31 protein-coding genes and 1 pseudogene are annotated in these 26,936 nt (G+C 52.8%); 26 read left to right on the top strand and 6 right to left on the bottom strand.

What is annotated here, in order from left to right; genetic code table 11:
- Positions 1–3: 3 nt before the first annotated feature.
- The 8 genes from hisH (at position 4) to trxB (ending at position 7,779) form a co-directional block, all read left to right on the top strand.
- Positions 4–612, top strand: a complete 609-nt coding sequence (hisH, locus tag BMX45_RS15260) for an imidazole glycerol phosphate synthase subunit HisH (protein ID WP_090910390.1) — start codon at positions 4–6, stop codon at positions 610–612.
- Positions 613–649: 37 nt separating this feature from the next.
- The gene (gene hisA / locus BMX45_RS15255) at positions 650–1,381 is read left to right on the top strand and encodes a 1-(5-phosphoribosyl)-5-[(5-phosphoribosylamino)methylideneamino]imidazole-4-carboxamide isomerase (RefSeq protein WP_175495113.1); all 732 of its coding nucleotides are present in this window, start codon (positions 650–652) and stop codon (positions 1,379–1,381) included.
- 68 nt (positions 1,382–1,449) lie between these two features.
- Complete coding sequence (gene hisF, locus BMX45_RS15250) at positions 1,450–2,208, top strand: imidazole glycerol phosphate synthase subunit HisF (RefSeq protein WP_090910388.1); 759 nt, start codon at positions 1,450–1,452, stop codon at positions 2,206–2,208.
- Positions 2,205–2,906 (top strand): bifunctional phosphoribosyl-AMP cyclohydrolase/phosphoribosyl-ATP diphosphatase HisIE, encoded by a 702-nt coding sequence (gene hisIE / locus BMX45_RS15245; protein ID WP_090910387.1) that lies wholly within the window; start codon positions 2,205–2,207, stop codon positions 2,904–2,906. The genes hisF and hisIE overlap by 4 nt, the downstream gene beginning before the upstream one ends.
- 11 nt (positions 2,907–2,917) lie before the next feature.
- A complete protein-coding gene (hisJ, locus tag BMX45_RS15240; RefSeq protein WP_090910386.1) occupies positions 2,918–3,757 on the top strand; it encodes a histidinol-phosphatase HisJ in 840 nt (279 codons plus the stop codon).
- 170 nt (positions 3,758–3,927) lie between these two features.
- On the top strand, positions 3,928–4,878 hold the full coding sequence (locus BMX45_RS15235) for a ribose-phosphate diphosphokinase (RefSeq protein ID WP_090910385.1): 951 nt from the start codon (positions 3,928–3,930) through the stop codon (positions 4,876–4,878).
- 143 nt (positions 4,879–5,021) lie between these two features.
- The gene (locus BMX45_RS15230) at positions 5,022–6,704 is read left to right on the top strand and encodes a tetratricopeptide repeat protein (RefSeq protein WP_254778087.1); all 1,683 of its coding nucleotides are present in this window, start codon (positions 5,022–5,024) and stop codon (positions 6,702–6,704) included.
- Between the two features lie 121 nt (positions 6,705–6,825).
- A complete protein-coding gene (gene trxB / locus BMX45_RS15225) occupies positions 6,826–7,779 on the top strand; it encodes a thioredoxin-disulfide reductase (protein WP_090910383.1) in 954 nt (317 codons plus the stop codon).
- A 121-nt stretch (positions 7,780–7,900) separates the two neighbouring features.
- On the opposite strand, the pseudogene BMX45_RS15220 reads toward trxB, so the two are convergent.
- Positions 7,901–8,376, bottom strand: a pseudogene (locus BMX45_RS15220) (spore coat protein).
- 85 nt (positions 8,377–8,461) lie between these two features.
- Positions 8,462–8,917 (bottom strand): GNAT family N-acetyltransferase, encoded by a 456-nt coding sequence (locus BMX45_RS15215; RefSeq protein WP_090910382.1) that lies wholly within the window; start codon positions 8,915–8,917, stop codon positions 8,462–8,464.
- A gap of 189 nt (positions 8,918–9,106) precedes the next feature.
- Here BMX45_RS15215 and BMX45_RS15210 point away from each other — a divergent pair, with 189 nt between their 5' ends.
- The 17 genes from BMX45_RS15210 (at position 9,107) to BMX45_RS15140 (ending at position 22,043) form a co-directional block, all read left to right on the top strand.
- Positions 9,107–9,925 carry a methyltransferase domain-containing protein gene (locus BMX45_RS15210; protein WP_090910381.1) on the top strand — a complete coding sequence of 273 codons (819 nt, stop codon included), beginning with the start codon at positions 9,107–9,109 and terminating at the stop codon, positions 9,923–9,925.
- A gap of 3 nt (positions 9,926–9,928) precedes the next feature.
- Positions 9,929–10,156: a DUF2642 domain-containing protein gene (locus tag BMX45_RS15205; protein WP_254778086.1), complete on the top strand. Its 228-nt coding sequence runs from the start codon at positions 9,929–9,931 to the stop codon at positions 10,154–10,156.
- A 148-nt stretch (positions 10,157–10,304) separates the two neighbouring features.
- Positions 10,305–10,430 carry a hypothetical protein gene (locus BMX45_RS32130; RefSeq protein ID WP_302847907.1) on the top strand — a complete coding sequence of 42 codons (126 nt, stop codon included), beginning with the start codon at positions 10,305–10,307 and terminating at the stop codon, positions 10,428–10,430.
- An 18-nt stretch (positions 10,431–10,448) separates the two neighbouring features.
- Complete coding sequence (locus BMX45_RS15200; protein WP_090910423.1) at positions 10,449–10,943, top strand: GNAT family N-acetyltransferase; 495 nt, start codon at positions 10,449–10,451, stop codon at positions 10,941–10,943.
- Between the two features lie 39 nt (positions 10,944–10,982).
- On the top strand, positions 10,983–11,552 hold the full coding sequence (locus tag BMX45_RS15195) for a GNAT family N-acetyltransferase (protein WP_090910380.1): 570 nt from the start codon (positions 10,983–10,985) through the stop codon (positions 11,550–11,552).
- Between the two features lie 121 nt (positions 11,553–11,673).
- The gene (locus tag BMX45_RS15190; RefSeq protein WP_090910379.1) at positions 11,674–12,087 is read left to right on the top strand and encodes a hypothetical protein; all 414 of its coding nucleotides are present in this window, start codon (positions 11,674–11,676) and stop codon (positions 12,085–12,087) included.
- Between the two features lie 287 nt (positions 12,088–12,374).
- Entirely contained in the window at positions 12,375–13,481 is a 1,107-nt protein-coding gene (locus BMX45_RS15185) for a VanZ family protein (protein ID WP_090910378.1), read from the top strand.
- 35 nt (positions 13,482–13,516) lie between these two features.
- A complete protein-coding gene (locus BMX45_RS15180) occupies positions 13,517–14,203 on the top strand; it encodes a cytochrome c oxidase subunit 3 family protein (protein WP_090910377.1) in 687 nt (228 codons plus the stop codon).
- Between the two features lie 78 nt (positions 14,204–14,281).
- Positions 14,282–14,728, top strand: coding sequence for a hypothetical protein (locus BMX45_RS15175; protein ID WP_254778085.1), 447 nt, complete (start codon positions 14,282–14,284; stop codon positions 14,726–14,728).
- 184 nt (positions 14,729–14,912) lie between these two features.
- Positions 14,913–15,374 (top strand): NUDIX domain-containing protein, encoded by a 462-nt coding sequence (locus tag BMX45_RS15170; protein ID WP_090910375.1) that lies wholly within the window; start codon positions 14,913–14,915, stop codon positions 15,372–15,374.
- Between the two features lie 71 nt (positions 15,375–15,445).
- A complete protein-coding gene (locus BMX45_RS15165) occupies positions 15,446–15,649 on the top strand; it encodes a DUF4177 domain-containing protein (RefSeq protein WP_009595662.1) in 204 nt (67 codons plus the stop codon).
- A gap of 24 nt (positions 15,650–15,673) precedes the next feature.
- Positions 15,674–16,423 carry a DUF3891 family protein gene (locus BMX45_RS15160; RefSeq protein ID WP_090910374.1) on the top strand — a complete coding sequence of 250 codons (750 nt, stop codon included), beginning with the start codon at positions 15,674–15,676 and terminating at the stop codon, positions 16,421–16,423.
- 104 nt (positions 16,424–16,527) lie between these two features.
- Entirely contained in the window at positions 16,528–16,704 is a 177-nt protein-coding gene (locus BMX45_RS31015; RefSeq protein WP_009595674.1) for a hypothetical protein, read from the top strand.
- Between the two features lie 307 nt (positions 16,705–17,011).
- A complete protein-coding gene (locus BMX45_RS15155; protein WP_090910373.1) occupies positions 17,012–17,209 on the top strand; it encodes a hypothetical protein in 198 nt (65 codons plus the stop codon).
- 219 nt (positions 17,210–17,428) lie between these two features.
- Positions 17,429–20,506 carry a hybrid sensor histidine kinase/response regulator gene (locus BMX45_RS15150; protein WP_090910372.1) on the top strand — a complete coding sequence of 1,026 codons (3,078 nt, stop codon included), beginning with the start codon at positions 17,429–17,431 and terminating at the stop codon, positions 20,504–20,506.
- Between the two features lie 35 nt (positions 20,507–20,541).
- A complete protein-coding gene (locus tag BMX45_RS15145) occupies positions 20,542–20,910 on the top strand; it encodes a LytR/AlgR family response regulator transcription factor (RefSeq protein WP_090910371.1) in 369 nt (122 codons plus the stop codon).
- Between the two features lie 119 nt (positions 20,911–21,029).
- Complete coding sequence (locus tag BMX45_RS15140) at positions 21,030–22,043, top strand: serine hydrolase domain-containing protein (protein WP_090910370.1); 1,014 nt, start codon at positions 21,030–21,032, stop codon at positions 22,041–22,043.
- A gap of 124 nt (positions 22,044–22,167) precedes the next feature.
- Here the strand turns inward: BMX45_RS15140 and BMX45_RS15135 are convergent, their stop codons facing one another.
- From BMX45_RS15135 to BMX45_RS15120, 4 genes are read right to left on the bottom strand one after another with little or no spacing between them, the layout of a single operon-like run.
- A complete protein-coding gene (locus BMX45_RS15135; RefSeq protein ID WP_012818423.1) occupies positions 22,168–22,779 on the bottom strand; it encodes a response regulator transcription factor in 612 nt (203 codons plus the stop codon).
- A complete protein-coding gene (locus BMX45_RS15130; protein WP_090910369.1) occupies positions 22,712–23,938 on the bottom strand; it encodes a sensor histidine kinase in 1,227 nt (408 codons plus the stop codon). The genes BMX45_RS15135 and BMX45_RS15130 overlap by 68 nt, the downstream gene beginning before the upstream one ends.
- Before the next feature lie 21 nt (positions 23,939–23,959).
- On the bottom strand, positions 23,960–24,706 hold the full coding sequence (locus tag BMX45_RS15125) for an ABC transporter permease (RefSeq protein ID WP_090910368.1): 747 nt from the start codon (positions 24,704–24,706) through the stop codon (positions 23,960–23,962).
- 2 nt (positions 24,707–24,708) lie between these two features.
- A complete protein-coding gene (locus BMX45_RS15120) occupies positions 24,709–25,632 on the bottom strand; it encodes an ABC transporter ATP-binding protein (protein WP_090910367.1) in 924 nt (307 codons plus the stop codon).
- Between the two features lie 311 nt (positions 25,633–25,943).
- Between BMX45_RS15120 and BMX45_RS15115 the strand changes: the two genes are divergently transcribed.
- Positions 25,944–26,894, top strand: a complete 951-nt coding sequence (locus BMX45_RS15115) for an ROK family glucokinase (protein ID WP_009593637.1) — start codon at positions 25,944–25,946, stop codon at positions 26,892–26,894.
- Positions 26,895–26,936 lie beyond the last annotated feature (42 nt).

Below are 26,936 nucleotides of genomic sequence, written 5' to 3'. Positions count from 1 at the left end.
ACGATGGCCATTGCAATCGTGGATTACGGCATGGGCAATCTGCACAGCGTGAGCAAAGCGGTAGAGCGGCTTGGGTATCAGCCGCTCGTTACGGGGGAGCGGGAGGAGCTTCTGGCGGCGGATGGCATCATTCTGCCCGGAGTCGGCGCATTCGGAGATGCCATGGAGCAGCTCCGCGAAGCCTCGCTGGACTCGGTCATGAAGGAAGCAGCGGAGTCGGGAAAACCGCTGCTGGGGATCTGCCTCGGCATGCAGCTCCTGTTCAGCCGGAGCGAGGAGCATGGCAAGTATGAAGGGCTGGATATACTGCCCGGATCGGTAGTGCGGTTTGCGGGTGGGGACTACAAGGTGCCGCATATGGGCTGGAATTCATTGCAGTTCGAGAAGCGGGAGCACCCGCTGTTTGCGGGACTTGAGGAAGGTCATGTGTATTTTGTCCACTCGTATCATGTTCTTCCTGAGGTTCAGGCTGATTTGCTGGCGGTTACCGATTACGGTCAGCCGGTAACGGCCATCGTTGGCCGCGGTTCGGTGTACGGCATGCAGTTTCATCCCGAGAAGAGCGGGGAACTTGGCATGAGCCTGCTTCGCAATTTTTTGGCTTTAACGTAAGGCGAACGAATAGACCAATTGGAAAGTGGGAATGGGAATGTCCTCTTTTATCATATATCCGGCAATCGATATTCGCGGCGGCAAATGCGTCAGGCTGGTCCAAGGCGATTATAATCAAGAAACGGTATACAATGACAATCCGCTCGAGGTAGCCAAATCGTGGGAAGAGCAGGGCGGCACATTTATTCATCTCGTGGATTTGGACGGCGCGAAGGCAGGTCAGCCGGTGAATGACGACATCATCGGGAAGATTGCATCCAGCGTTCAGGTTCCGGTTCAAGTCGGCGGAGGCCTTCGCACGCTGGCGGATGTGGAGCGGCTGCTGTCGCTCGGCGTCAGCCGGGTTATCCTCGGCACGGCAGCGATCGAAAACCGCGTCTTTACGGAAGAGGTGCTGGGCAAATACGGGGATAAGGTGGCCATCGGCATCGACGCGCGCAACGGATACGTCGCAACGAGAGGCTGGCTGGAAACGTCGGAGGTTCAAGCCGAGGTGTTGGCAAAAGAATTAGCGGCCAAAGGAGCGGAAACCTTCATCTTCACCGACATTTCCCGCGACGGAATGATGCAGGGACCAAACGTAGAGGCGATTGTCTCGCTGGCCAAAGCCAGCGGCCGCTCGGTCATCGCTTCGGGCGGCGTGACGAAGCTGGACGATCTGCTGGCGCTCAGCGCGCACAGCGGCGACGGTGTCGGCGGAGCGATCGTGGGCAAGGCGCTGTATACAGGCAATATTGATCTGAAAGAGGCTATTACGCGAATCCAATGAGAATTTGAACCGGTGTCTGTTCGAATTATCATGAACGATAGATTCATATAGGGGAAGAGGGGAAAGGCATGCTGGCAAAACGGATCATACCTTGCCTGGACGTGAAGGACGGCCGGGTGGTGAAGGGCGTAAACTTTGTGAATCTCCGCGATGCGGGCGATCCCGTGGAATTGGCGGCGCTCTACGACCGGGAAGGCGCTGATGAGCTTGTCTTTCTGGATATATCGGCTTCGGTCGAAGGCCGGGCGACGATGGAAGAAGTCGTTCGGAGAACGGCAGGGGAAATCGCCATTCCTTTTACCGTGGGCGGAGGCATCTCGTCCGTGGAGGACATGAAGCGGATTCTGCGGGCGGGCGCGGATAAAATCGGGATGAATACGGCGGCGGTCAAGCAGCCGGAGCTCATCTCGGCCGGGGCGCGCAAATTCGGGTCCCAATGCATCGTCGTGGCGATCGACGCCAAGTACAACGATGCGTGGGGAGAATGGGAAGTGTACACGCACGGCGGACGTACGCCTTCCGGCATCAAGGCGCTTGATTGGGTGAAGCAGGCGGAAAGCCTGGGTGCGGGCGAGATTCTGTTGACCAGCATGGATGCGGACGGAACGAAGGACGGCTTCGATCTGCCGCTGACATCAGCCGTCGCCTCGACCGTTCAGATCCCGGTCATTGCGTCCGGCGGCGCAGGCAAAGAAGATCACTTCTATGACGTATTCACTCAGGGCAAGGCGGATGCGGGTCTTGCCGCCACGATTTTTCACTATAAAGAGATCTCGATCCCTCGTCTCAAGTTGCAGCTTAGCCAAAAAGGAGTGGATATACGGTGAGCGAAGATATGTTGAAAGATTTATCCCTGGAGCAGGTCAGCGAGCATATCCGTTGGGATGCCGCGGGCCTGGTGCCGGCGATTATACAGGATGCAGAGAGCAAGCAGGTGCTGATGATGGCTTATATGAACCGGGAATCGCTGCGATTGACGCTGGAGAGCGGCGAGACTTGGTTCTGGAGCCGTTCGCGCGAAGAGCTGTGGCATAAGGGGGCAACTTCCGGGAATGTACAGACCGTGGTATCGATGACATACGATTGTGACGGAGACACCCTCTTGCTGCAGGTGAATCCGAATGGACCTGCCTGTCATACCGGACAAACGACCTGCTTCCACAATGAGATTATCGCTCAAGGGCAGGAGAGCGAGCCTGCGAGCCAGGGGACGGCTGAGTCCGGCGAGCGCTTCGCGGTACTTGCCGAGCTGGAAGAGGTCATTGCCCAGCGTGAAGTGGAACGGCCGGAAGGGGCCTATACGACCTACCTGTTCGATAAAGGCGTGGACAAAATCCTTAAGAAGGTGGGCGAAGAAGCTTCCGAAACGATCATCGCCGCCAAAAATAAAGACAACGCCGAGCTAAAGCTTGAAGTCAGCGATCTGATCTATCACCTGCTGGTACTCCTTCAGGAGCGGAAGCTCCCGCTGGATGAGATCATGGATGAGCTGAGCCGCCGGCATGAACGGCCGCGCCGCGATTAGGAGGCTTACCGATGCATATTGATTACCATACCCACCATGCCCGGTGCGGGCATGCCGAGGGGCAGCTGGAGGAGTACGTACGACGCGCCATTGAACTCGGGATGGATCAATTGGGCTTGTCGGATCATATGCCGTTGATTCACGTCAACCCGGAAACGTATTATCCGGAGATGGCCATGCCGATGGATGAGCTGCCGCGTTACGTGGAAGAATGCCTGCAGCTGAAGGAACGCTTCAAAGGGCAGATTGACATTCGGATCGGTCTTGAAGGCGACTATATTGAGGGATACGAAGAACAGATTGAGCGGATCGTGAAAGACTATCCATGGGATTATGTCATTGGCTCCGTTCATTTTCTTGGTGAATGGGATATTACGGATTACCGTCAGACTCAAGGCTGGGAGGGCAAGGATCCGCTTGAAGTCTATCAACAATATTATGATGCGGTGCAGAAGGCTGCCGCAACCGGCTTCTACGATATCATGGGCCATCTGGACGTGATCAAGCGGTTCGGTTATGGTCCGGGCCCCGAACAGAAGCCGGACGTGATCGCATTGGAGCAAGCAGCGCTTTCGGCCGTGGCCCGGAGCGGGAAGTCGATGGAGCTGAACGCATCCGGTTTATCGAAAGCCTGCGAGGAGATGTTTCCAAGCCGGCGAATGCTGGAGGAAGCGATCAAGCTGGGCATTCCGTTGACTTTAGGGTCGGATGCTCATCAGCCCATGAAGCTTGGCGAGCATCTGGACCAGGCCCGGGCACTACTGTCGGAGCTTGGCGTTCGGGAGCTTGCGACCTTCCGTAACCGGAAGCGGGAGATGGTGCTTTGGAATGTGGAAGGAAACGATGTATAATAAAGACAAGCACTAATTGCAAACAGGTTCATTGCAGACGGCTGTTTTCCCCTCCAGGAAACCCTCATCGACGGGTTGCGGGAGGCGGGAACGGCCTGATTTGACGATAACGCTTTCAAACCATCGTTGCATCCGCCGACATTATTAACCACTCTCGTCAGGAGGTCCTCATGTATCGTTCATTACGATTGTTCGCCGGAACTTCCAATCCGGCGCTTGCCGCCAGCATCAGCCAGCAGTTGGGCGTTGAATTGGGAAAGATCAAGATTTCCCGCTTTCAAAGCGGCGAGGTTTATGTCCACTATGAAGAGAGCATCCGCAATTGCGATGTTTTTCTGCTGCAGTCCTTTTCCCACCCTATCAACGAAATGTTCGTAGAACTGCTCGTGATGATTGATGCCGCCAAGCGTGCTTCCGCCAGAACGATCAACATCATTGTGCCTTATTACGGTTATGCCAGACAGGAACGAAAGGCAGCGCCGCGAGAGCCGATATCGGCGAAAATGGTAGCCGACGTGCTGACCACAGCCGGTGCCAACCGCGTGATAACCATTGATCTGCATGCGCCTGCCATCCAGGGATTCTTCAATATACCGGTGGATCATCTGACGGCGCTGGATTTGATTACGGAGTATCTGAAGTCCAAGAATATCGAGAATCCGGTTATCGTTTCTCCCGATGCCGGACGGGCGAAGACGGCCGAGAAGCTGTCGAGCCGCCTGGGGTCGCCGTTTGCCATGATGGTTAAGCAGCGTCCTGCCCATAACGAAGCGGTTATTACCCATGTTATTGGAGACGTGGCGGGACGCACGCCGATTATTATCGAAGACTTGATTGACACGGGAACCACCATCGTGCAGGTGGTGGAAAGCTTAAAGGAACGGGGAGCCAATGATGCCATTGTGTGTGCGACCCATGGCCTGTTTTCCGGTGAAGCACTTGACCGTCTCGACCATGCTCATATCGAGGAGATCGTGGTCACGGACTCCATCGTGCTCCCGAACCATCACTGCAAGATGCGGTTAAAGGTGCTGTCTGTTGCGCCTATGCTGGCCCAGGCCACTCACATTATCATCGAGGGCGGATCGATCGCCACTTTATTCAAAGACGCCGGTGTGTAAACTGGTGTCTTTTTTCTGCAAATGACGTCGTAACTTGTGTTATACTGTTGTGGATAGAGGAGCAAGTTAAAGGAGGTGCCTTGCTTTTCGTGAATGGTCATCCATATGGGTCCAGTGACCCCCACAATGTTATATCTATCGAAATGAATGCTAATTTCTTCTTCGATCGCGCGGTTCGTTCGCTTGATCGTTACCAATATGACAGGGCTCTGAAATATTTTCGCAAAGCTGTTGAATATGAACCCGATAATCCGGTGAATCATTGCAATATGGCGGGTATATTATCAGAGACGGGAGATTATAAAGCTTCCAACGATGTGCTGGCTCATATTCTGGAGCAGGTTGACCCGTTGATGACGGAATGCTATTTCTATATGGCGAACAATTATGCCAATATGGAACAGTTTGAGAAGGCGGAAGAAGCGCTTGTCACCTATCTGGAGGAAGATCCTAACGGTCAATTTCTGGATGAGGCCGAGGAAATGATGGAGCTGCTCCATTACGAGCTGAATCGTCCTGCCAAGCTGAACCGGATTAAGAGCCGCGAAGGCGTGGTCGAGCATGAGCATGCCCGGGCACTGCTGGAGGAAGGGAAGTTCGCCCAAGCGGTCAAGCTGTTGGAGGAAATCGTCAAGGATAATCCGGATTTTTTGGCTGCGCGCAACAATTTGGCCCTGGCTTACTACTATATGGGACGTTTCGATACCGCGAAGCGCACCATTGGCGAGGTGCTGGATCAGGAGCCGGGCAATCTGCACGGTTTATGCAATCTGGCCATCTTCTTTCAGCATGAGGGAAATCAGGAGCAGCGCGACCGATTGATGGACATGCTAACGGTAACGGTTCCTTTTCATCTGGAGCATGTGTTTAAGCTTGCGACGACGATGGGCATATTGGGGCAGCACGAAATTGCCTACGGTCATTTTCGCCGATTGCTGAAAGAGGATGAGTTTAGCGGAGATCCAAGCCTGTATCATTATACGGCCGTTGCGGCCTGCAACAGCGGTTATTACGACAAGGCCGAGAAATATTGGCGGCAGGCGCTGAAGCTGGACGGAGATTCGGTGATTCCGGATTTCTATTTGGCCCAGCTGCAAAAGCGTAAAGAAACCGGTACCGATCAGATGAAAGTGAGTTACCACTATCACCTTCCGTTCGAAGAGCAGTTCAAACGCTGGGAGCATGACGGCGATAAACTGACGGAGGAAGCGAAGCAGAATCCGCTGATTCGTTCATCGTTCTTCTGGGCGCTCCGGCATGGCGATCCCCAGACCAAGCTGCAGGTGATCCGGACGCTGGAATTGATCGCCGATGAAGAGGTGCAGCATGCGCTGCAATCGTTCCTGCAGGAACCGGGAGAGGACGCGGAGCTGAAGGATGCCGCCCGCCTGGTGCTTCAGCAGATGGAGGCCGCTAGCAATCGGTTGAAGGAGCGTCGCGACGATCGCGATTTATCCGGGGGCAAGACCCGCGAGGTGCTGCCGGATTGGCTGCCTTCCTGGAAGGCGGTGCTGGAGAAGGCCGAGCAGACCATGGACATGCGGGTTGATGCCTTTTGGAAAAAAGAGATGGAAAACCTCTGGTCCGAATTCCTGAGCCGGCTGTACCCGGATATTCCGAACATTCGGAATGTCGAGGGCTGGGCAGCGGCATTGGAATATCTGACGGCCAAGAAGCGCGGACGTACCCTGACTTATGAACAGGTGGCTGTCCGTTACGGGATTTCCCCATCCACAGTGAGCCGTTATGCACGTCAAATGGATAGCGTATGTGAGACGAAAGCACAACCGGATGATAGTTTCCGGCCATTTACGGAAAACATTTAAGTAAGAGCCCATATTCGGATACTTAGGAGACCTTGGTACATGAGGGTACATGAAGATTCCGTAAGTCCTGAATAGGATAATGCATGCAACAGAAATCGACACCTTAAAGGAGGCCGTATCTATGTACAAATCAATCGTAATCGGAACAGGACCTGCCGGATTGACGGCAGCCATCTACTTGGCACGCGCAAACTTGAAGCCGCTCGTGATCGAAGGAATGCAACCGGGAGGCCAGCTGACGACAACGACGGAGGTCGAGAACTTCCCTGGATTCCCGCAGGGCATCATGGGTCCCGAGCTGATGGATAATATGCGTCAACAAGCGGAACGCTTCGGTGCAGAGTTCAAGAGTGCCTGGGTCGAATCCGTTGATTTCTCCGAGCGTCCGTTCAAGGTGAATGTCGAGGGCATGGGCGAGCTTCTGGCCGAGTCCGTGATTATCTCGACGGGAGCTTCCGCGAAGTATCTCGGAATTCCGGGAGAGCAGGAGAACGTTGGACGGGGCGTAAGTACATGCGCCACATGCGACGGGTTCTTCTTCCGCGGAAAAAAAATCATTGTCATCGGCGGCGGCGACTCCGCAATGGAGGAGGCCAGCTTCCTGACGCGTTTCGCTTCCAGCGTAACGGTGGTGAACCGCCGCACCGAGCTGCGTGCATCTAAGATCATGCAGGATCGCGCGCGCGAGAACGAGAAGATCCAGTGGGCTTTGGACCGCACGCCGATTGAGGTGGTAACCAGCGAAACCGGAGTTAAAGGGCTGAAGGTTCGCAACAACGAAACGGGCGAGGAAGAACTGATCGAAGCGGAAGGCGTGTTCGTGGCCATCGGACATACGCCGAACACGGGCTTCCTCGGCAATCAGATTACAACCGATCCGACCGGCTACATCTTGGTTAAACCAGGAACGACCGAGACGAACATCCCGGGCGTATTTGCCTGCGGCGACGTTCAGGATACGCGTTATCGCCAAGCCATCACGGCTGCAGGAACAGGCTGTATGGCCGCTATGGATTGCGAGAAATATCTCGAGGGTCACATGGTCCATGATTGGAGCGAGACGCTGAATAAGTAATTCCTTGCCTAAGGGATTATCTGTTGAAAGGAAGAAGCCCCAGAGCTGTACAGCGGACGGGTTTGCGAGAGAACATCTCGTAAAATCCGTGCCTGTTTAGCCAGGGGCTTTTTTTGCTGAGTTACAAGCTCAGCGCTTTGTTCGCATTTTTCACGTCATTCTCCAGCAGCTGCTTCAAATTGTAAGACGGATACAGGCCGCGCGCATACATGAAGTAGAAGATTTTTCCGTGCAGTTCAATGGCTTTGTTCAACTGCTTCTGAAGAGTTTCTCTTACGCTTGGCGTTGCGGCCTCGGTAATGGCAATGGCGTAGCTGCGGACCGAGGTTTTGGCAAACCCCAGCAGATGACCTGCGTAATACGCCGTCAGATCGGCACCGGAGAGACTGCGGGTTCCCGTGGGCGCTTCCGAATAATAAGGCAGAAGCTCCTTCAGGTTCTGTTCAACTCCTTGAATCGCTTCCATATACAGTCCGTGTGGTCTTTGACATCATGCACTGACATCTTGAACGCCATCAAGTGATTCGCCTGAAAGGCAGTTAATTCATGAATCTCCAGTGTTTCGTGCCAAGCGAGATGACTCGGATTGTGACTCATGCTCAATAGGTTCTCCTCCAAAAATCAATATGCGATAGCCTATTCACCGAATGGAGGAACGGTGCATAGCACAACCCCAATCACCTTACAAATCTAAGGACATCCGCACCATGTCCCGGAGCCGCATGCCGTTCTCGTAGATTTCTTCATCATAATGACGGACAAAAAAGTCCCGGTCGATGCCTGTCATTCGAAATCCGCATTTCTGGTACAGCGCCAGCTGTGCCACCCCAGTGCTCCCTGTTCCTACTTCAATCGTGGCATATCCGAGCTCCCGGGCCTGACCAACGGCATGATTTACGAGCTGTTTGCCATAGCCCCGGCCGTGCAGATGCTCGCTTACGGCAACGTTCACCAGTTCGATGGTATCGGGTCTGGTGGGCAACAGGACGTAAACCCCGATGGGGTGTGCGCTTTCCTCAGCGACATAGCAGTGACCGCGGTTTACGTATTCTTTGACAAGCCTTATCGATGGATCCGCAAGAAGGAGCAGGTCCATAGGGGGCGTTTCTTCATGAGTATTCAGCTTTCTAATGTTCACGAGCGTTTCTCCCTTATGATTTCGATAGTGGTGTTATAAACAGGTTTATTGTACCACGCCTGCATCGCCAAAATCCTGGTATTGGGATGATTTCAACGGGCGGTTGAATTCTTCCGGGATTCAATGACCAGGTTATTGTATGCCCCGCGCAACGTCCCTACAATGTGGTTATATAGGAGCGTGATCCATATGAGAGACATGTTGGCCAAAAATATTAATCGTTACCGTAAGGAACGGAGACTTACCCAGGAAGGATTGGCGCATAAGCTGGGCGTTACGTTCCAAGCGGTATCCAAATGGGAGACCGGGCAGACCATGCCCGATATCGCGCTGCTTCCGGAGCTGTCCCGGCTGCTGGACGTCAGCATCGATAAGCTGTTTGGTTATTCTTCGACGGGCAAGCCGATCAGTATTTATGAAGAAGAGTACAAAACGCCGGAGTACTATTGGGGCACGGAACCGAACGCAGCTTGTTATCAGGTGCTTGAAATGATCCCGCCGACAAAAAGAGTAAGGCTGCTGGATATCGGGTGCGGGGAAGGGAAGGATGCCGTGTTTTTTGCCCGCAACGGGTATGAGGTCACGGCATTCGACATTTCGGATGCGGGGATCGAGAAAACGAAGCGATTGGCCGATCACATCGGGGTACACGTGAACGTATTCAAGGCGGATATATCGGATTACCGTCTGGATTCGGAGTTTGACGTGCTGTATTCCAGCGGCGTGCTGCATTATATCCGACCCGAATATCGCGAGGAGATTTTTGTCAATTACAAAAAATTCACCTCGGCAGAGGGATTCCACTGCCTGAATGTATTCGTGCAGAAGCCGTTCATTGCGCCTCCTCCCGAGGATGAGCCGTATGCTTATGACTGGAAGTCCGGAGAGCTTATGATGCATTATCACGATTGGTTGATTCACAGCTGCCCGGAGGTCATTTTTGATTGCAACTCATCGGGTATACCGCACCGGCATGCGATGAGTAAGTTGATTGCTCAGAAGGCGTAACGGGTGGCGATTGAGATCAAAGATATCCCGCAACCGGTGCACTGTGCAGCGTGGGTTGAACCGGTATTTACTAACCATCTGCTCGGGCATAAAGGAGCCAAAGTGGTCATCATGACCACTGCCGGGAAAGTGGAGGGGATTTTATCCGGAGTGGTGATCGACCATGTTCATCGGATAATCGGGGACAACAAAGCACTGCATATTCGGTTTTGCCGAAGTGGTGTGCTTTGAGGGAGCTCCATTCTGATAAACCGTGCTCCAAAATAGTTTAAACGAAAAAATACCGGCTGATAGGGCAGGATTAGACCGGTGAATCGCCAATTCATAGAGTACAGATCCGAAGGCGTTCCGATGGGGACGTCTTTTTATTCGATTGTAATTGAGGCCGAACGATTGGATGGGTCGGTATGGAGAAACGATGGAGATGATTCCAGATCATTTCGGACGGTCCGATTTGGCTGCGGAAAGACTCGCGTTATGGACGGCGCTGATGGAGATGATCTAGGTAGAAAGGGAGATGTACATGAATTCATATCATATTCGAGTCGCAGGCCGGGAGGACGCACCCTTTTTGCGGGAGATGCTGTACGAGTCCCTGTATGTGCCCGAGGGAGGGGAGCCTTTTAGCCGGGACATTCTTGAGGAGCCGTTCATGAAAAAATACGTGGAGGGCTGGGGGCGCGCGGGCGATCTTGGCTACATTGCCGTGAATGCAGCAGGCAAGCCGTCAGGCTCGATTACCATCCGGTATTTTGATGAAGGGAACAAAGGGTTCGGTTATGTGAGCGATGACATCCCGGAGTTGGGCATGGCACTGATTCCCGAATCCCGCGGGCAAGGGCTAGGAACCGCCCTGATGAAGGAATTGTTCAGAGGAATGAAGGAGCGGGGGATTCAAAAGATATCGTTAAGCGTCGCTCCGGACAATGCCGCAGCTATGAAATTGTATGAGCGTTTCGGATTCCAGGAGGCAGGCATGTGCGGAAACTCTATTACGATGGTTGCGGATGTAACCTGAAGCGAAAAAATGGGATGACCCAATGAGGGAGGAATAACGATGCTGGTATATGAGGCAGGGCCGATTACGGTTCGCGAGCTGGAGGAGAAAGATGAATGTTCCTTAGCTTCTTGGCTGTCCAATCCGGATGTGCTGCAGTATTACGAGGGACGGGACAATCCTCACAACGTGGAGCGGGTGCGGGAGCATTTCTATGTGGATGATGATGAGACTCGCTGCATTATCGAATATGAGAGGAAGCCGATCGGGTATATCCAGTTCTATCTTCTCGATGAAGATACGTTAGGCGAGTATGGGTATGACGGGAACGATGCGGTCGGCAGAACATTCGCCACGGATCAATTCATCGGGGAGCCGGATTATTGGAATCGAGGCATCGGTACAAAGCTTGTGACTTCCATGGTGGATTACCTCGTGTTTCAGAGGCAGGCCGACCGGATCGTGATGGACCCGCAGGCTTGGAATGAACGGGCCATCGCTTGTTACGAGAAGTGCGGCTTTCGGAAGGTCAAACTGCTGGAGAAGCATGAACGGCATGAAGGGGAGCTGCGGGACTGCTGGGTTATGGAGTATCGGGCGGAGCGCGGCAGATTCGGTTCGAGTCGATGATTACTGCCAACAATCCTCCATTAATTTAAGAAGTTGAAAAACCATTTCATTCTTTTGCTCGTTATCATGTATATAAGCCTAATCGAGATAACTGGTCGTTCCACATGAGGAGGGGTGTCCTGTGAATCGAAATAAAACGATGACCTTGATAGGTAAGGGTGAGTATTGGAAAGCAACTTATGCCGTTACCCATCGGGATAAGGTCAATGCGAAGCTTACCATGTTTCAGGATGCGCTTGGCGGAAAGCTGATGCTTCAGTACTCGGGGAGTGAGCCTCTGGAGCATGGGCAGATTAACTATCGGCTGGAGGACATGACGGGCCGCTTTCAGGAGGGCGGAATCGTTGTGGGGACCGACCATGCTGCCATGAAGGAGACCAAGGGCGCGTTGGATTTGGCGCATCTGCTCGATATGATGAACCCGAACAAGAATCTAACGATCCAGATAGAGTGGAATGGGCACCGTGAAGAATTCAAGCTGGGACTTCCTCGAAAGATTAGCTTTGGAAAAGCCGCCCGCAAACGGAAGGAATAACGGGACTTCATGGAAGCACTGGGGCCGACTCCCGTCAACATAAACGCGTAAGGCGGGAATAACGACCATGTTATTCCGATGATATTGAATCCATGCGTCTTGTATATGGTGACCTGCCCACACTGATGGTGTGGGTTATTCGGTTTGCGACGCGCGAGGCTGACAGGCATGTCGGCCTTGATGCGGTTATGCGTTTTTTAAACGCATTTTAAACGAAGGGATCCCCGTCATTTAAACTTGGTCCTGTACTTTATAAGTAGAACATCACAGAGGGAGTGAACGAGAGCATGCTGGAAGCCTATCTATTTCCGATATCCTATGCATTTTTAACCTTTCCCATAGCGGCTTTGCTGTGCGCAGTTCCCTTTCTGATCGTGCAGTATCGCAAATATGGTTATTTTAATAAATTCCGGGGATTTCTGCTGTATTTATTCCTGCTGTACATGATGAACGCAGTGTATCTTGTGCTCCTTCCTTTGCCTGCCTCGCGGCATAATGCTCCGATGGATGTGGCCTCGGTTATGCAGTGGATGCCGCTGAATTTCATACAGGACATATTAAAGGAGACCAAGGTGGTATGGGGCGTGCCATCGACCTACACGCATTTGTTGAAGGAGAGAGCCTTCTTGCAGGTCGTGTTTAACGTCTTGCTCGTGGTACCGTTCGGCATGTTCCTTCGTTATTATGCGAGAGCGTCTTGGGTTGCATGTCTGGCGGCCTCGTTCGGTTTATCGTTGTTCTTCGAGGTAACCCAGGTGACCGGCATTTACGGCTTCTATGATCACCCGTACCGATTGTTTGACGTGGACGATCTGCTGATGAATACCCTGGGCGGAATGATGGGCCTCGTGCTGGCGGATTGGATGAAAAATCACCTGCCCCGCCTGGATCGTCTGGATGAGAAGGTGGATCTGTCGCAGAAGCGGGTCAGTTATACGCGCCGTGCCATTGCTTTTGGCATTGATGCAGCGGTCATACTGCCGATCATTGGCGTGCTGACCGTAATAAACGTGAGGGGGGCATACTTCTTTGCCGTGATTTTATATCATATCGTGCTGCCTTATATGATGCAGGGGCAGACGCTGGGGAGATGGATCGTCCGGGTCCAGATCCGCGGAGCGGGCGAACATCTGAAGCTGAAGGAAGTGATTGTCCGCAACGGCCTGCTCTATGTGGTATGGGGCGGGTTCCATGCCTTGTTTATTACGGTGAATGTCACCGGTTCTAATGTCCTGCTTGCGATGTACGCGTTGGGGATATTGCTGCTGGACGCAGTTGTATTCCTTCACGTGCTGTTATGTCTCATTCATCGCGACCGGAAGCTGATGCATGAGGCCAAGAGTGGAACAAAGCTCGCTATCGTAGAGAATAAACCGGTGCATAAGGCGGATTAAAGCCGGTTACCACAGGTCTTCTTATTTGTTATAATGTGGAAAATGGATTCGTCGAGGAGGAGATACAACTGAAAGGCAAAATCCTCTCCATTTCTGCCATTATCCTGGGTTTGTTCTTCATTTCCAATCAGCATCTGGGCTATTCGTTTGGGGATGATCTGTTCCGTTGGGCAGGGATCTCGCCATGGACTAAGCAAGGCAACTATGGTCTTCATCTGCCCGTTATTGCGGGTCTTATCTTATTGACGTTCGGTATTCTGCGGGTAACGAGCATTTATCGCCCAATTTATCCGAAGATTATGAGCCGGGTGATGATCGGTTGTATCGCATGGATCGTCGTTTTTCCGTTCGTATCGGAGTCCGTCATGTTTGTGGCCAATTTTAATTCGAGTGGAATATCCACCGTCGCCTATTCCAAAAAAGACAGCAACTGCGAATATCGTACAGAGAACGAGGTTATTCTGGCACGCTGCCATATTCAGATTTACAGTTACGGCACCGAGCGGCAGGTTACGGTACGCCCGCTAAGCGTGGATGTAGGCGGAAGGGTGATTGATTTCGAGCCAAAGGTGGTTGCGGTTCGGCCGCGAGGAAAGGTTCAGGTCCATGAATCCTTTGAGGGTTTATTGGACCAGCCGGACCCATCCTACAGTATGTCGGGAGGGACGAACGAGCCGGGCATCGAGCTGATCGTCGATGGCAGAAGCAAGCAGGTGAAATAGCCTCCCGTTACGAACGAAGGCACATGACTCTGATATCCGAGGTGGACCATGCCGAATCTTCATCGCACGGAAAGGTATATGAAAATACCGCTGATTACGCTTCTGCTCTTGGTCATGTGTTCATCGCCGGCTGCGTTTGCCTCATGGGCATATTCGTTTGTCGTGAATGACGGGAGGATTTATGTCGTATCGGAAAATCCCGTGGAAGCGTCCGCGCTTGGTGACGTGGTCGGGGAGGTCACCTACCATACGGATCGGGAAGGGACCTACGGAGGTAACTTCTCCAATGTGTACCCGAAGGGAACGAAATATTATGCGATCCAGGGAATCGCCCCCGAAACCGCCATAGCGGTTGAGACGCAGGCCGGCTATCTGATGGCTCGTTATGAAGGCGAGTACGGGGGTGCCCGTGTTCCGTGGATGGTCATCAAGGATTGGATTGCCGTGGGGCTGATCCTATTGATCGTTGGGTTAGCGGCGGTCGTCGTATTAAAGAAGCGGAAGGATGGCTCATACAGGCGCTAGAAAAAAGAGCAAGACCGAGAGTTATGCTTCCAGCGCAAAACAAGCCGGTATTCTTTGAGCATGCTCATGGTATACCGGCTTGTTATCGGTTTGTATCAATATGCTGACAGTGGGTTCGCCTATAGAGGATTTATTTTTGCTACAATAGAAAATAGAAAGAAACGTTACGATAAGGAGATTGCCCATGAAACCGATTCGAAACTCGGCCAAAGCGATGATTGTCCGAGATCACCAAATCCTTTTAACGAAGAATGTAGATCAATGGGGGGACTTCTATCTGTTTCCAGGCGGCGGGCAAGAGAAGGGCGAAACCTTGGTGCAAGCCGTGGTTAGGGAGTGCCTGGAGGAAATCGGGCGCAGGGTGGAAGTCCAAGATCTGCTGCATGTCCGTGAATACATAGGGTCCAACCACGAGTTCGCGGAATGGGATTCCGACGTGCACCAAGTGGAATTTTATTTTGAATGCCGTTTGGCGGATGAAGGGGGTCTGTTTCAAGGACATAACCCGGATGAATATCAGGTGGGCGTGGAATGGATCGATTTGTCTTCATTGGATGGGATTCGAATCTACCCCCGCTCGCTGGTCAAGCCACTCTTGGATAAAGCGGGGCGCTCAGCGGTTTGCTATGTCGGGGATACGAACTGATGGATGCCTGGCAGGCTGGAAGGTCTCGAGGTTTGTTGCCAAAATCAATGGAATAACGGGGGATGCCAGCTATGGATCAATGGGAATACAAAACGCTGAAATACAAAACCGGAGGATTCCTTGGGGGTAAAGTGAACGAAGAGGAATTCGAGGATTTACTGAACAGCTACGGGATTGACGGCTGGGAATTGATCTCGTGCTTCGATACGAGCGTGCATCAAGGCCAGTCCAGAGATATCATTGCCGTGATGAAACGAAAGGCGTATCTGGGGTAAGACGAATCGAAGGGAGATGATCGGATGATCATTCGCGAGACGGAAGATGCTTTTGTTATGACGACCCAGGACGACCATGGCCGCTTCTCGGGCGATGTGGCCCGGGGCTTTCGGAGAGAGCTGTTTATGGATGAGACGGTAAGGGAAGAAGTGCTGCTGGCTATAACTGAGCATGACCGCGCCTGGCTTCGAATGGATGATACGCCGATTTGGAATGATGCAAGCCGGACTCCGTTCACTTTTATCGATTATCCGGTCATGCCGAAGATGCTAATGTATACCAAGGGCGTTGATGAGATCGAAGCGATGAGTCCTTATGCAGGGTATCTCTGCAGCCTTCATTTCGCGTCATTTATGAAAAACGCCACTGAAGCGCCGCTGGTGGAGTTCTATCAAGATGAGCTGGATCGGCAAAAAAGGCTGCGTGATCATTACTCGTTTCCCGGCGAAGCCGTGATTCACAGGCAGTTTGGCCTGCTGCAGCTGTGCGATGACATCTCGCTCTATGTGAACATGAATGCGCCGGGTGTTTCCAAGGATCAGGAGCATCCATGGTTCAAAGAGGGCTTCGATATGACGTTCGATGGGGAAAGGGTCGTAGCGGCCTGGGCTAGCGAACATGAGATCAGATTGAGGCCGTTTCTGTTCGAAGGAGCTTGGTCGGCTACGGTGAAATGGAAATACGTGCTGAAGACGGAGATTGTTGCTCAGGGAGTGGCGAAGGCATTTCATGGTGCGCCGTGGACCGAGCAAACGATAACATTTATACGGTGAGCGTGAATAAGCAATCATACCTCGCAGCCCAAAATATGATATGATCACGACAGCGGTACGTAGACTGGACAGACTTGATTCTGTAGGAATGTAGAGGATGAACAATGAAGAAAAAAGAATTTTTGATCGTGGCACTGCTTAATTTTTTGGCCGCGATAGCGTTCTTGGTGGTTGTTTTCATAACGGATCGAAGCTCATGGCAATGGGGATTCGGAATCGTTTCCTTGTTGTTTGCGATTGGTGGAGTGGGAAACTTGGTATTGCATGCCAAGAACAAATAGCCCTTCCCAGGGTGGTCCCGATTAGATTTCGAGAAAGAAGCATACCAGGGAGCCGCAGGCTTCCTGGTTTTGTGCTGGTTCCTGGTTTTGATTTTTTTCCGCAGAAGGGGATTCCGATAACATGAATCATGAAACGATTCATGCTTTACTTGTTACCGCATTTATGTGATAATATTCACAAATAAAATCCGGCATCCATGATTGCTTATTATGGCGGTCGGTTGGGCTTCTATTCATTACAGCATGTTAACCGAGATAGAAATGTCTTGATGTCGATGTTGTTTTAACAAGTAAAGGAGCGTTATTCATGAGGAATGATGGGATTTGTGTCAGCTGCGGCGGTAAGGTATATGCTGCCTCCAATCGTTGTGTTCAATGCGGAATGCCGCAGCCGTCCGGTCCATCCAAACAAGCATTTATGCTGCAGGTCGCCGCAATGATCGGGGTCGGTTTGCTTATTTTTGCGGTCCCGGTAATTCTGCTGACGATGTGGGCGAAATATTAGTGCAATATGTAAATTGTATAAGCCAGCCCTTCTAGCAAGTCGTGATCCGGATTCATAAATAATGAATTCGCCACGGTTGGCAGGAGGGTTTTTTTCATGCTTGCGGAGAATAGTTTATAGGGGATTTTTCAATCTTGATTCCAAATGCCGATATATTGGGTAGCTTAGCAGCTCTATGTTGGCAGAATCCTAACATTTATATAGAGAAGTAGGTCTGTCATGAACAAAAAGCGGCGCGTGATGTTTGTCGGGTTGGCACTGGTTATACTTTTGCCCATATGGTTTATCGTTCGGTTTATCGTGACCCCGAATGCAAGTCCTGAAGCTTTCCAAGGAAGACTTGATTTAACAGCATGGGACTTTTCGAAGGAAGGCGGGGTCCCGCTCAACGGGGAGTGGGAGTTCTATCGGGGACAGTTGTTAACCCCAGAGAGCTTTGCAGCTGGAACACCGAATGAGAAGAAGCCGTCTCCCACAAGCGTCGTATCGATACCCGGCAAGTGGAACAGCTATGTTATGGAGAACGGCGAGTCCGGGCCTGAGGGGGTCGGAACGTTTAGGCTGGTTGTTCGATTAAAGGCGGAGGAAGGCATCTACGGCCTTCATACCGGCAACATAAGGACGGCTAACCGGATCTTTATGAGCGGTCAGGAAATCGGGGCTAGCGGCTCACCCGGAATGTCCGGAGAGGGGAGCACCCCCAATAATATTCCATACGTCGGTTATGCCCAGGTTAACGGGAACGAAGTTGAAATCATCGTGCAGGTAACCAACTTTATTTATTCTTCAGGGGGCATCTTCTCTCCGTTGATATTTGGCGACATGAAATCGGTGATGAAGAGCCGTGAAACCGCCGTGTTTGTCGATCTGATGACCCTCGCGGGCTTCCTGATTCCTGCTATGTATTTCTTGCTCCTGTATCGAATGCAGCGGAACGAGAAATCGCTCCTGCATCTGGGGCTCTTCTGTCTGTCCTCGATGATCTACGTGGCTACACACGGCCAGAAGCTGTTGTCTTCGGTATGGCCCGATCTTTCATATGAATGGTTCATCCGGATTCAGCTGGTTTTTTCCGCTTTCGTGTATTACTTTTTGCTGCGTTATATAGCGGAAGCCGTTCAGGGACTTGTTCACCGATGGGCCCTGCGTTTAAGCAATGCGGCAACGATGATAGCCGTTGGAATCGGGCTTGCTTTGCCCACGGTTGTCTTCTCCAAAATGGAGCCGGTCATTTATATGTTCTCTGTATTTATCATTGGATATATCACATTCGTGATGGGAAGGGGGATTTGGCGAAGGTCTGCGGATACGGAATTTATGGTGATCGGCATTCTGAGCATTATGGTGGTGATTGCCGTCCATGTGCTCAGCTTAATGGGAGTTTACAACAGCCTGGCCATCGTTCCGCTTGAAATGCTGCTGTTTGTGGTAACACAGGCCATGCTGCTTGCCCAGCGCTTCTCCAGGGCGTTTACCGACGTAGACCAGCTTTCCCGAAGATTGCTGACCTTGGATGGTTTGAAGGACGAATTCATGGCGAATACATCGCATGAACTTCGAACCCCTCTGCATGGCATCGTGAATATTGCCCAGTCCCTGATGGACGGAAGCTCAGGCTCCGTGAGCGATCGACAGTCCAGGGAGCTGTCCATGATTGTGTCCACCGGCAAGCGGTTATCCACGCTCGTGAATGATATTCTCGATTTTAGCAAACTGAAAAATGGGGAGATTGTGCTTAAGCGGCAGCCGGTCGACCTGAAAGCCGTTACCCAATCCGTACTCGAAGTGGTGATGCACCTTGCCGCCGGCAAACCGCTTTCCCTGAAGCAGGAATGGCCGGACAATCTGCCATGGCTGGATACCGATGAAGATCGATTGCGGCAAATTCTGTACAACCTGCTTGGGAATGCGGTGAAATTCACGGAGACGGGAACGGTACAGGTCACCGCTCATGCGTGGAACGGCCATGTGCGGATATCGGTGACGGATACGGGGATCGGCATCTCACCGGAGCGGTTGATCGATGTGTTCAAATCCTATGATCAGATCGGATATGCATCCGATCGGGAATATAGCGGCACGGGCATCGGACTGAGCATTACGAAAAAACTGGTAGAGCTGGGCGGAGGGGAAATTTGGGCCGAGTCTATGCCTGGTGCGGGTTCATCCTTTCACTTTACGCTGCCGTCTACGCAAGTACCCCCGCAGGCTACATTGGCGGGCTTCGGAGGAACGGGAGAAGTCCTGGTCGCCGCGGCAAAGGAACGCGTTCCCGAGCAGGAGGAGCCTAGACAGCATTCGAAGGGGTCTACCGTGCTGCTGGTTGACGACGATCCGGTTAATCTGCAGGTGCTTCGCAGCCTGCTATCGGCGGAAAATTACCATTTGATTACTGCAGGCAACGGAGCCCAGGCATTGGAACATATCCGGTCGGGACAAGGGATCGATTTGGTCATCACGGACTGGATGATGCCGGGGATGTCCGGATTGCAGCTGTGCATGACGGTCCGGCAGCAATTCACGCTCTTCGAGCTGCCTATGCTCATGCTGACAGCCCGAAGTTTGCCCGACGATGTTCGAACAGGCCTGCAGGCGGGGGCAAACGATTTCCTCAGAAAGCCGGTGGAAGCCGATGAGCTGCGAGCGAGGGTCCGGAATTTGCTGGAGCTCCGGCGGTCCGTTCGGCAGACCATTTCAGCGGAGATGGCTTTCCTCCAAGCCCAGATCAAGCCGCATTTTATGTCGAACGCGCTGAATACTATACTGGCCGTGCTGTATACGGATCCGGACAAAGCAACGCGGCTGCTGATCGAGCTGAGCCATTATCTGCGAGGCAGCTTTGACTTCCAGAACCGCGACCAGCTTGGCCCGCTGCAGAAGGAAATAGCCTTATTGCAGTCCTACTTGTTCCTGGAACAGGCGCGGTTCGAGGATCGTTTAACCGTTGAATATGATGTTCATGCGCCATTAGATGCCTTGGTACCGCCGCTCAGTATACAACCGATCGTGGAAAACGCGGTTCGGCATGGGATTACGAAGCGGGTATCCGGGGGAACGGTCCATATTTCCATTCATGAACGCGAAGGGCAGATCACCATTTCCGTTTCGGATAACGGCGTCGGCATGAGCGAGGAGAAGGTTAACGCCTTGCTCGCCGCCGCGTCCGATTCGGGTGGTGGCGTGGGGCTTCGAAACATACACGCCCGATTGCTCACGCTGTACGGCACAGGCCTTCAAATCGAGAGTCAGCCCGGGAACGGTACCTCGGTAAGCTTTGAGGTGCCTTCTCGTCCGTAATGTGACGAACAACGAATAGGGGGAGGATTGACGACATGAAAGCCATCGTGATTGACGATGAGAATCCGGCGCTGATGCACATGCAGCGGCTCATTGAACGTGATGGGCGCCTGCAGGTGGCAGGTATGTTCACTCGGGCTCAGGATGCAATAGAGCAATGGCGATCCTGCAAGGCGGATGTTGTATTTTTGGACATCGATATGCCTGGAATGACCGGGCTGGAAGCAGGTGAAAGACTGGTACGGCTTGAGCCTGACGTTCATATCGTCTATGTGACGGCCGAAGCCGCGGATTCGCCGGAGTGGGACGCCTGCCATTATTTATTGAAGCCGGTGGATCCGGAACGTTTCAGCCTCACGGTTACGCAGCTGGAGAAGCGCAGGCATGAGCGGAGGTCCCTCTGATAGGCGGAACGCAATTCCGGAATTTGGGGTATTTTTTCGTTAAAGTGGTCTTGTACCGGGATCCCTTCGCTCATTCATGTTAAAATATACCTATCCTAGATAAAGGATGGGATCAACGTATGATACATAAAATGGAGGAATGGGCTGCCAACAGCCATTTTTCAGGAACGGTGCTCTTAACGGATCAAAATCGCAACATCATATGGAATGCCGCCTTCGGCTATTCCAACCGGGCTGACCGCATCCCGAATCAAGCGGACACCAGGTTCGGCATCGCTTCAGGCTGCAAGCTGTTCACCGCGATTGCGGTTTGCCAGCTTATTGAACAAGGCAAGCTGTCGCTGGACAGCAAGCTGAGCGAGTGTCTGGATATTCGTCTGCCGTATGTTAGCCCGGAGATTACGGTGTTTCATCTACTGAGCCACACCTCGGGTATTCCGGATTACTTTGATGAAGAGGTCATGGATGACTTTGAGGATCTGTGGAAGGCCTTGCCGATGTATACGCTCCGGAGTGGAAGGGACTTTCTCCCTTTGTTCCAGAATGAGCCCATGAAATTTCAACCCGGCGAGAGATTCCACTATAACAATGCAGGCTTTGTGTTGCTTGGCCTGATCGTTGAACAGCATGCTGGCCTGCCGTTTCGCGATTATGTCCGGCAGTTTGTTTTTGAGCCTTGCGGCATGAACGATTCGGGATATTTCCCGCTGGATCGACTGCCCGCGAATACGGCTTTCGGGTATATCGATGAGGAGGACGGTACGTGGAGAACGAATCAGTATGCCATTCCGATTCAGGGCTATGCCGATGGCGGGGCGTATGTGACGGCACCGGACATGGCAAAGTTATGGAGAGGACTCTTGTCTAATACTCTGCTCTCGGCATCGATGACGGAGCAGCTGCTGGCTGCCCATTCCCACGACCCGGACAGTGACCTGAAATATGGGCTTGGCGTGTGGATCACCGAGAAGAATGGAAATGTGTACAAATATCATGTTATGGGCTACGACCCGGGCGTGAATTTCCGATCCGCGTATTATCCGGACACCGGACATACGTTGGTCGTGGCATCCAATGCAAGCGACGGCGCTTTTGAAATGATGCAAACTATAGAGGAAGCTTTATTCAATTAATACAGTGGTAAAAACAGCCCCGGGCAATGAACTCGCCCGGGGCTGTTTCTCTATGGGACGGTCGTTTACAAACCGTATTAAGCCATACCGGCCGCGCCTCGCAAATGCTTCCGAGGGCTCCGGTCTATATCCATCCCTTCTCTTCCGCCAACGAGATGGCCTCGATCCGGTTCTTGGCATTCAGCTTGCTTAGAATCTCGGACATATAGTTGCGAACCGTTCCGTAGGACAAATGCAGCTTCGCTGCGATATCATTGGAGCTGTTTCCGTCTGCGGCCAGCCGCAGCACTTCCCGTTCGCGTTCGGTAAGCGGGTTGGCACCCGCACCGGACAACGTCCCGAATACGAGTTCAGGGGAAACTTCCCGGCGCCCACCCATCACTCTCCGGATGGCTTCCGCCAGCCGTTCGCTGGGTTCGTCCTTGAGCAGGTATCCCTGGACCCCGGCCTGTACGGCCCGCTCGAAATAACCGGGCCTGGCGAACGTAGTCAGGATGATGACCCGGCTCGCATACCCGCGCCGCTTTACTTCCTCCGCCACCTCGAGGCCGCTGCGCACAGGCATTTCGATATCCAGCAAGCAAACATCCGGTTGATGGATGGCAATCTGCGATAGGGCCTCCTCGCCGTCGCCGGCTTGGCCGATCACATCGATATCGTCTTCAAAATCAAGCAAGGAAGCCAGAGCGCCGCGCAGCATTCGCTGGTCCTCGGCTATCAGCACTTTGATGCTCATGGGTGTTGTCCTCCTTCCGGTTCTTGATGATGATCGGAACGCGAATGCTCAATTTCGTGCCTTGCGGTTCGGAGACGGCCTCAACGGTGCCCCCAATGAGGGACAGCCGTTCCGCCATCCCCTTCAAGCCATTGCTGTCGGTACTGGATGCCCCATCATCTTTGCCCTTAAGGCCGATTCCGTTGTCCGCCACGAACAGCCGCCATTCATTATCCAGCGACTCGATGTCGATTCGGCACTGGCTTGCCTGGCTGTGCTTCACCACGTTGGTTACGGCTTCCCGCAAGCAGAGGCTCAGAATGTTGTGGGCCAAGTCGGATATGCCCTCCAGCTTGGGATCACCGGTGGAGACCAGCTGGATGTCGGCGCTCTCCAGAATGATCTGGGCCTCCAATAATTCCTCGGGCAAGGTGGCGGTCCGCATGTCGGATACCAGTTCACGCACTTGGCGAAGCGCGGCCCGCGAAGTATTTTGGATCTCCCGGGCTTCCAGTTGGGCCTTCACGGGATCCTTCGCCGCCAGCTTCTCCACAAGCTGGCTCTTCAACGTGATGAGAGACAGGGTATGACCCAAGGTGTCGTGAAGATCCCTGGCAATACGCATCCGCTCTTCGCCTTTAATCAGATTGCGGATTTGCTCGTTAGCCTCGGCGAGCTCCCTTTCCAACTCCTGTCGCCGGTTCAGCGAGCGGATGCCGAAGGGCGAAAACAGCATGATGAGAAAGAAAGGAATCATAAAGAGCAGATCCTTCCCCAGCATGCTCGCGTTCTTGATTAAAGGAATCGTCTCGATGATGCCAAACAGCACGAGGGATATCGTGAATTTGCGCCGGTCGGTATACCAGCCGATGAAATTGGCCGTAAAAAAGCCCATGTACATGTAGGACGGGTGATACCACATGCAGAGAATGAAAATGATGGACATCTGAATGCCCAGCCATACAAAGAAACGAGGGGCGCCCGCGGCAAAGTAGAGCTGGCGGTACGTGACGAGAAACAAGGCAATAAGCGCAAATCCGATCCCCATTTTCCACCCTTCCTCCCTCAGCATGTTGATCACGGGAAGGGACATATAAATGAGCCATAAATAGGGGAAAAACCCCAGCTGCGTTGGAAACACCTCAAACCCTGCGGATTTTGCCTCTTTCAATTTTTTCATGAAGCCATCATCCTTATCTCCTTAATCAGCTTGTTGTTTTTTCCGAATATAGGTGGATAGTAACATAAATACGACCAAATATCCTGCCAAAACCGCGAAATTGTCCAATCCCGGAGCTTCTCCGCGCACGATCGACCAGGCGCCCCCGCCGAAATGGTAGGAAGGCATCCACTTGCCGATGGCCTGCATGATGGAAGGCATCGCTTCGATCGGGAACCACATCCCGCCTGTAACGGCCAGTCCCAAGTAGATGCCGTTGCTGACGCCGCTTGCCGTATCGACCCGTTTCATGGAGCCGATCAGGGTGCCGATGGCAAGAAACGGAACGGATGCGATCAGAATCCACAGTCCGCTGAGCAGCCACTGTCCGAAAGTCAGGGACACGCCGTTAATCAGGTATCCGGCTACGAAAATCACGAGGATGCAGAGCAGATGCATGACTGTCTGCACAAACATTTTGCCGAAGAAATATACGCTGCCGGGAAGCGGCGTTACCCGCATGTATACGGCCCAGCCCTGCACTCGTTCCTGAACGAGTCGGATGCCGAGGGACATGATGGCGGTACCCATGACGCTGAAGGATGCCATCGACATGAGATAATGCGCCTGCCATTGTCCGGCATCGTCCGCCCCCGTATTCACGACGCGGGTAAAGATGAAATAGAACAGGATCGGCATCGCCAGCGACCAGAAAATATAATACGGATTGCGTACCATCCGAAGCAATTCCATTCTGCATTGCAAGGTAATCAGTTTCCAGGTTGTCATGATTATACGGCCTCCCCTTGATCCATCGTTAATTGGTCGAATGCTTCATCCAGGCTTCCTTGATCGATGCGAACGTCGCGTACGGCGAGCCCGGCTCGGAACAAGGCAGCCAGCGCCGTGTCCGTATCATCCGTGACGGCGTTCAAACGGCCATTGTTCTCAAACACATCGGTGACGCCGGGCACTTCACGCAGCAGCTCCTTGACCTGCCGGTGGTCTGCATCCACGATAAAGGAGACCGACCTCCGGGTTAGCTTGGCTTTGATCGCTTCCGGCGTGCCGTCTGCAGCAACTTGACCTTGATGGAACAGCAGAATGCGGTCTGCCATATCGTCCGCCTCTTGCAGGTAGTGCGTGGTGAACAGGATGGTTTTTCCCTGATCGGCCAGCTTGCGCACCGTCTGCCAGAATAACCGGCGTGCCGAGGTATCCAGGCCCACCGTCGGCTCGTCGAAGAATAACAGCTCGGGGTTGCCCGCTATCGCCAGCGCAAAGCTGAGCTTGCGTTTCTGGCCGCCGGACATTTTAACGGCCCATTTGTTCAGTTCTTCTGGCGTAAGCCCGCTAAGCAGGGCGATGTCGTCAAGCGACAGCGGATTCGGATAGTAACCGCGAATGAGGTTGATGATCTCGCGTGTACGGAGCCCATCCATGACGCTGACTTCCTGGAGCATGGCGCCGATCTTCTCTCGGACCTTCAAGTCCTTCGGGCTTTGGCCGAACAGGAGAACCTTGCCTTCGCTGGCGTCCTTAAGGCCCAGCATCATGGAGATGGCGGTTGATTTGCCGGCCCCGTTAGGACCGAGAATGGCTGTGATGGATCCTTTTTCTATCGTAAACGACACTTGGTTGACCGCTTTTTTGCTGCCGAACATCTTGGTTACCTGCCGCAGCTCTGCAATAGGTTCATGGATTGGGTTTGTCATGGAATCGCTCCTCCGTAATCGAAATGATCTCTTCTCATCATACGAAAGCGAAGGAGTTGCCGTTAGTAAAGGATGTCATCACTTCGGAGTGACTTTTGTCATGTTGGATTCCTTGGGGGAGTTGGGGAAGCAAGATTATGAACAAACAGGGGCGATTTCGGATGTGTGTGTATGCGTTTACACATACGGATTTAAAGGGCTGGTTCGAGTTTCATGTCCGGTTGTCTTCTCTTGACCGCAGGAGTGCCTTCAATTATAGTGGGTACAGTAGGAGCAATCTATAATATAGAAGGAAAAAGGTGGCTTGAAACATGTCTGAGAACATCTACGTCGGTGTCGATCTTGGCGGAACAGCTATTAAAGTTGGAATATGTAACGAAGAAGGGCATCTTCTGCAGAAATACGAAGGGCCGACGGAAACAGCCAAAGGCGTTGACACGGTTATTGACAACATTGAGAAATATGTGCGTCACATTGTGGAAGAATCGCCATACAGCTGGGATCAACTTGCTGGTGTGGGAGCTGGTTTCGCCGGGTTTACGAATATACGTGAAGGCATCATCATTCTGGCACCGAATGTAGGATTTAAAGATGTACCGATTCGCGCACTGCTTGAAGAGCGTCTCGGCAAGCCCGTCAAAATAGACAACGACGCCAATGTGGCTGCCCTGGGCGAGGCTTGGAGCGGCGCAGGACGCGGCGTTGAGAACTGCGTATGCTACACGCTCGGAACCGGCGTGGGCGGCGGCATTATCGTAAACGGCAAAATTTATCAAGGCTTTGGCGGCATGGCCGGCGAGCTAGGGCATATCTCGGTCGTGCCTGATCTGGAAGCCATTCAATGCGGATGCGGCGAAATGGGCTGCCTGGAGACGGTTTCATCGGCAACCGGCATTATCCGCATGGCGAAGGATGCTGTTGAGCGCGGCGACCGCACTTCCCTTGCGCATGTGGAGAGCATTGCGGCGAAGGAAGTGTTTGATGCTGCGAAAGCGGGCGATGAAGTCGCCATTCGCATCGTGAATCGCGCAGCCTATTACCTCGGCAAATCCATGGCAGCCGTTGCGGCCGTGTTGAATCCCGAAGCGTTCATCATCGGCGGCGGCGTATCCAAAGCCGGGGACATTCTGTTTAATGAAGTTCGTGCCGTGTTTGCCAAACTGACACCGGAACCGCTTCAACGCGGCGTACGGATCGTTCCAGCTGAGCTTGGCAACGACGCCGGCGTTGTTGGCGCAGCCGGTTTGCACTTGCGTTCGTAGTATTATTCACCATACATCGTCTGATCTAAACTTATAAGGGAG

This window comes from Paenibacillus sp. cl141a (assembly GCF_900109305.1).
GTDB lineage: Bacteria > Bacillota > Bacilli > Paenibacillales > Paenibacillaceae > Paenibacillus_AQ > Paenibacillus_AQ lautus_A.
Note: the sequence above shows the minus strand (reverse complement) of the source record. Positions and strands in the feature narration are given on the sequence as shown.

Bases quoted from the DNA above. Each gene is read 5' to 3' on its own strand.
- hisH (WP_090910390.1), top strand. From the start codon at position 4: ATGGCCATTGCAATCGTGGATTACGGCATGGGCAATCTGCACAGCGTG.
- hisA (WP_175495113.1), top strand. From the start codon at position 650: ATGTCCTCTTTTATCATATATCCGGCAATCGATATTCGCGGCGGCAAA.
- hisF (WP_090910388.1), top strand. From the start codon at position 1,450: ATGCTGGCAAAACGGATCATACCTTGCCTGGACGTGAAGGACGGCCGG.
- hisJ (WP_090910386.1), top strand. From the start codon at position 2,918: ATGCATATTGATTACCATACCCACCATGCCCGGTGCGGGCATGCCGAG.
- BMX45_RS15235 (WP_090910385.1), top strand. From the start codon at position 3,928: ATGTATCGTTCATTACGATTGTTCGCCGGAACTTCCAATCCGGCGCTT.
- BMX45_RS15230 (WP_254778087.1), top strand. From the start codon at position 5,022: ATGAATGCTAATTTCTTCTTCGATCGCGCGGTTCGTTCGCTTGATCGT.
- trxB (WP_090910383.1), top strand. From the start codon at position 6,826: ATGTACAAATCAATCGTAATCGGAACAGGACCTGCCGGATTGACGGCA.
- BMX45_RS15210 (WP_090910381.1), top strand. From the start codon at position 9,107: ATGAGAGACATGTTGGCCAAAAATATTAATCGTTACCGTAAGGAACGG.
- BMX45_RS15200 (WP_090910423.1), top strand. From the start codon at position 10,449: ATGAATTCATATCATATTCGAGTCGCAGGCCGGGAGGACGCACCCTTT.
- BMX45_RS15195 (WP_090910380.1), top strand. From the start codon at position 10,983: ATGCTGGTATATGAGGCAGGGCCGATTACGGTTCGCGAGCTGGAGGAG.
- BMX45_RS15185 (WP_090910378.1), top strand. From the start codon at position 12,375: ATGCTGGAAGCCTATCTATTTCCGATATCCTATGCATTTTTAACCTTT.
- BMX45_RS15175 (WP_254778085.1), top strand. From the start codon at position 14,282: ATGAAAATACCGCTGATTACGCTTCTGCTCTTGGTCATGTGTTCATCG.
- BMX45_RS15170 (WP_090910375.1), top strand. From the start codon at position 14,913: ATGAAACCGATTCGAAACTCGGCCAAAGCGATGATTGTCCGAGATCAC.
- BMX45_RS15165 (WP_009595662.1), top strand. From the start codon at position 15,446: ATGGATCAATGGGAATACAAAACGCTGAAATACAAAACCGGAGGATTC.
- BMX45_RS15160 (WP_090910374.1), top strand. From the start codon at position 15,674: ATGATCATTCGCGAGACGGAAGATGCTTTTGTTATGACGACCCAGGAC.
- BMX45_RS31015 (WP_009595674.1), top strand. From the start codon at position 16,528: ATGAAGAAAAAAGAATTTTTGATCGTGGCACTGCTTAATTTTTTGGCC.
- BMX45_RS15155 (WP_090910373.1), top strand. From the start codon at position 17,012: ATGAGGAATGATGGGATTTGTGTCAGCTGCGGCGGTAAGGTATATGCT.
- BMX45_RS15150 (WP_090910372.1), top strand. From the start codon at position 17,429: ATGAACAAAAAGCGGCGCGTGATGTTTGTCGGGTTGGCACTGGTTATA.
- BMX45_RS15145 (WP_090910371.1), top strand. From the start codon at position 20,542: ATGAAAGCCATCGTGATTGACGATGAGAATCCGGCGCTGATGCACATG.
- BMX45_RS15140 (WP_090910370.1), top strand. From the start codon at position 21,030: ATGATACATAAAATGGAGGAATGGGCTGCCAACAGCCATTTTTCAGGA.
- BMX45_RS15135 (WP_012818423.1), bottom strand. From the start codon at position 22,779: ATGAGCATCAAAGTGCTGATAGCCGAGGACCAGCGAATGCTGCGCGGC.
- BMX45_RS15130 (WP_090910369.1), bottom strand. From the start codon at position 23,938: ATGAAAAAATTGAAAGAGGCAAAATCCGCAGGGTTTGAGGTGTTTCCA.
- BMX45_RS15125 (WP_090910368.1), bottom strand. From the start codon at position 24,706: ATGACAACCTGGAAACTGATTACCTTGCAATGCAGAATGGAATTGCTT.
- BMX45_RS15120 (WP_090910367.1), bottom strand. From the start codon at position 25,632: ATGACAAACCCAATCCATGAACCTATTGCAGAGCTGCGGCAGGTAACC.
- BMX45_RS15115 (WP_009593637.1), top strand. From the start codon at position 25,944: ATGTCTGAGAACATCTACGTCGGTGTCGATCTTGGCGGAACAGCTATT.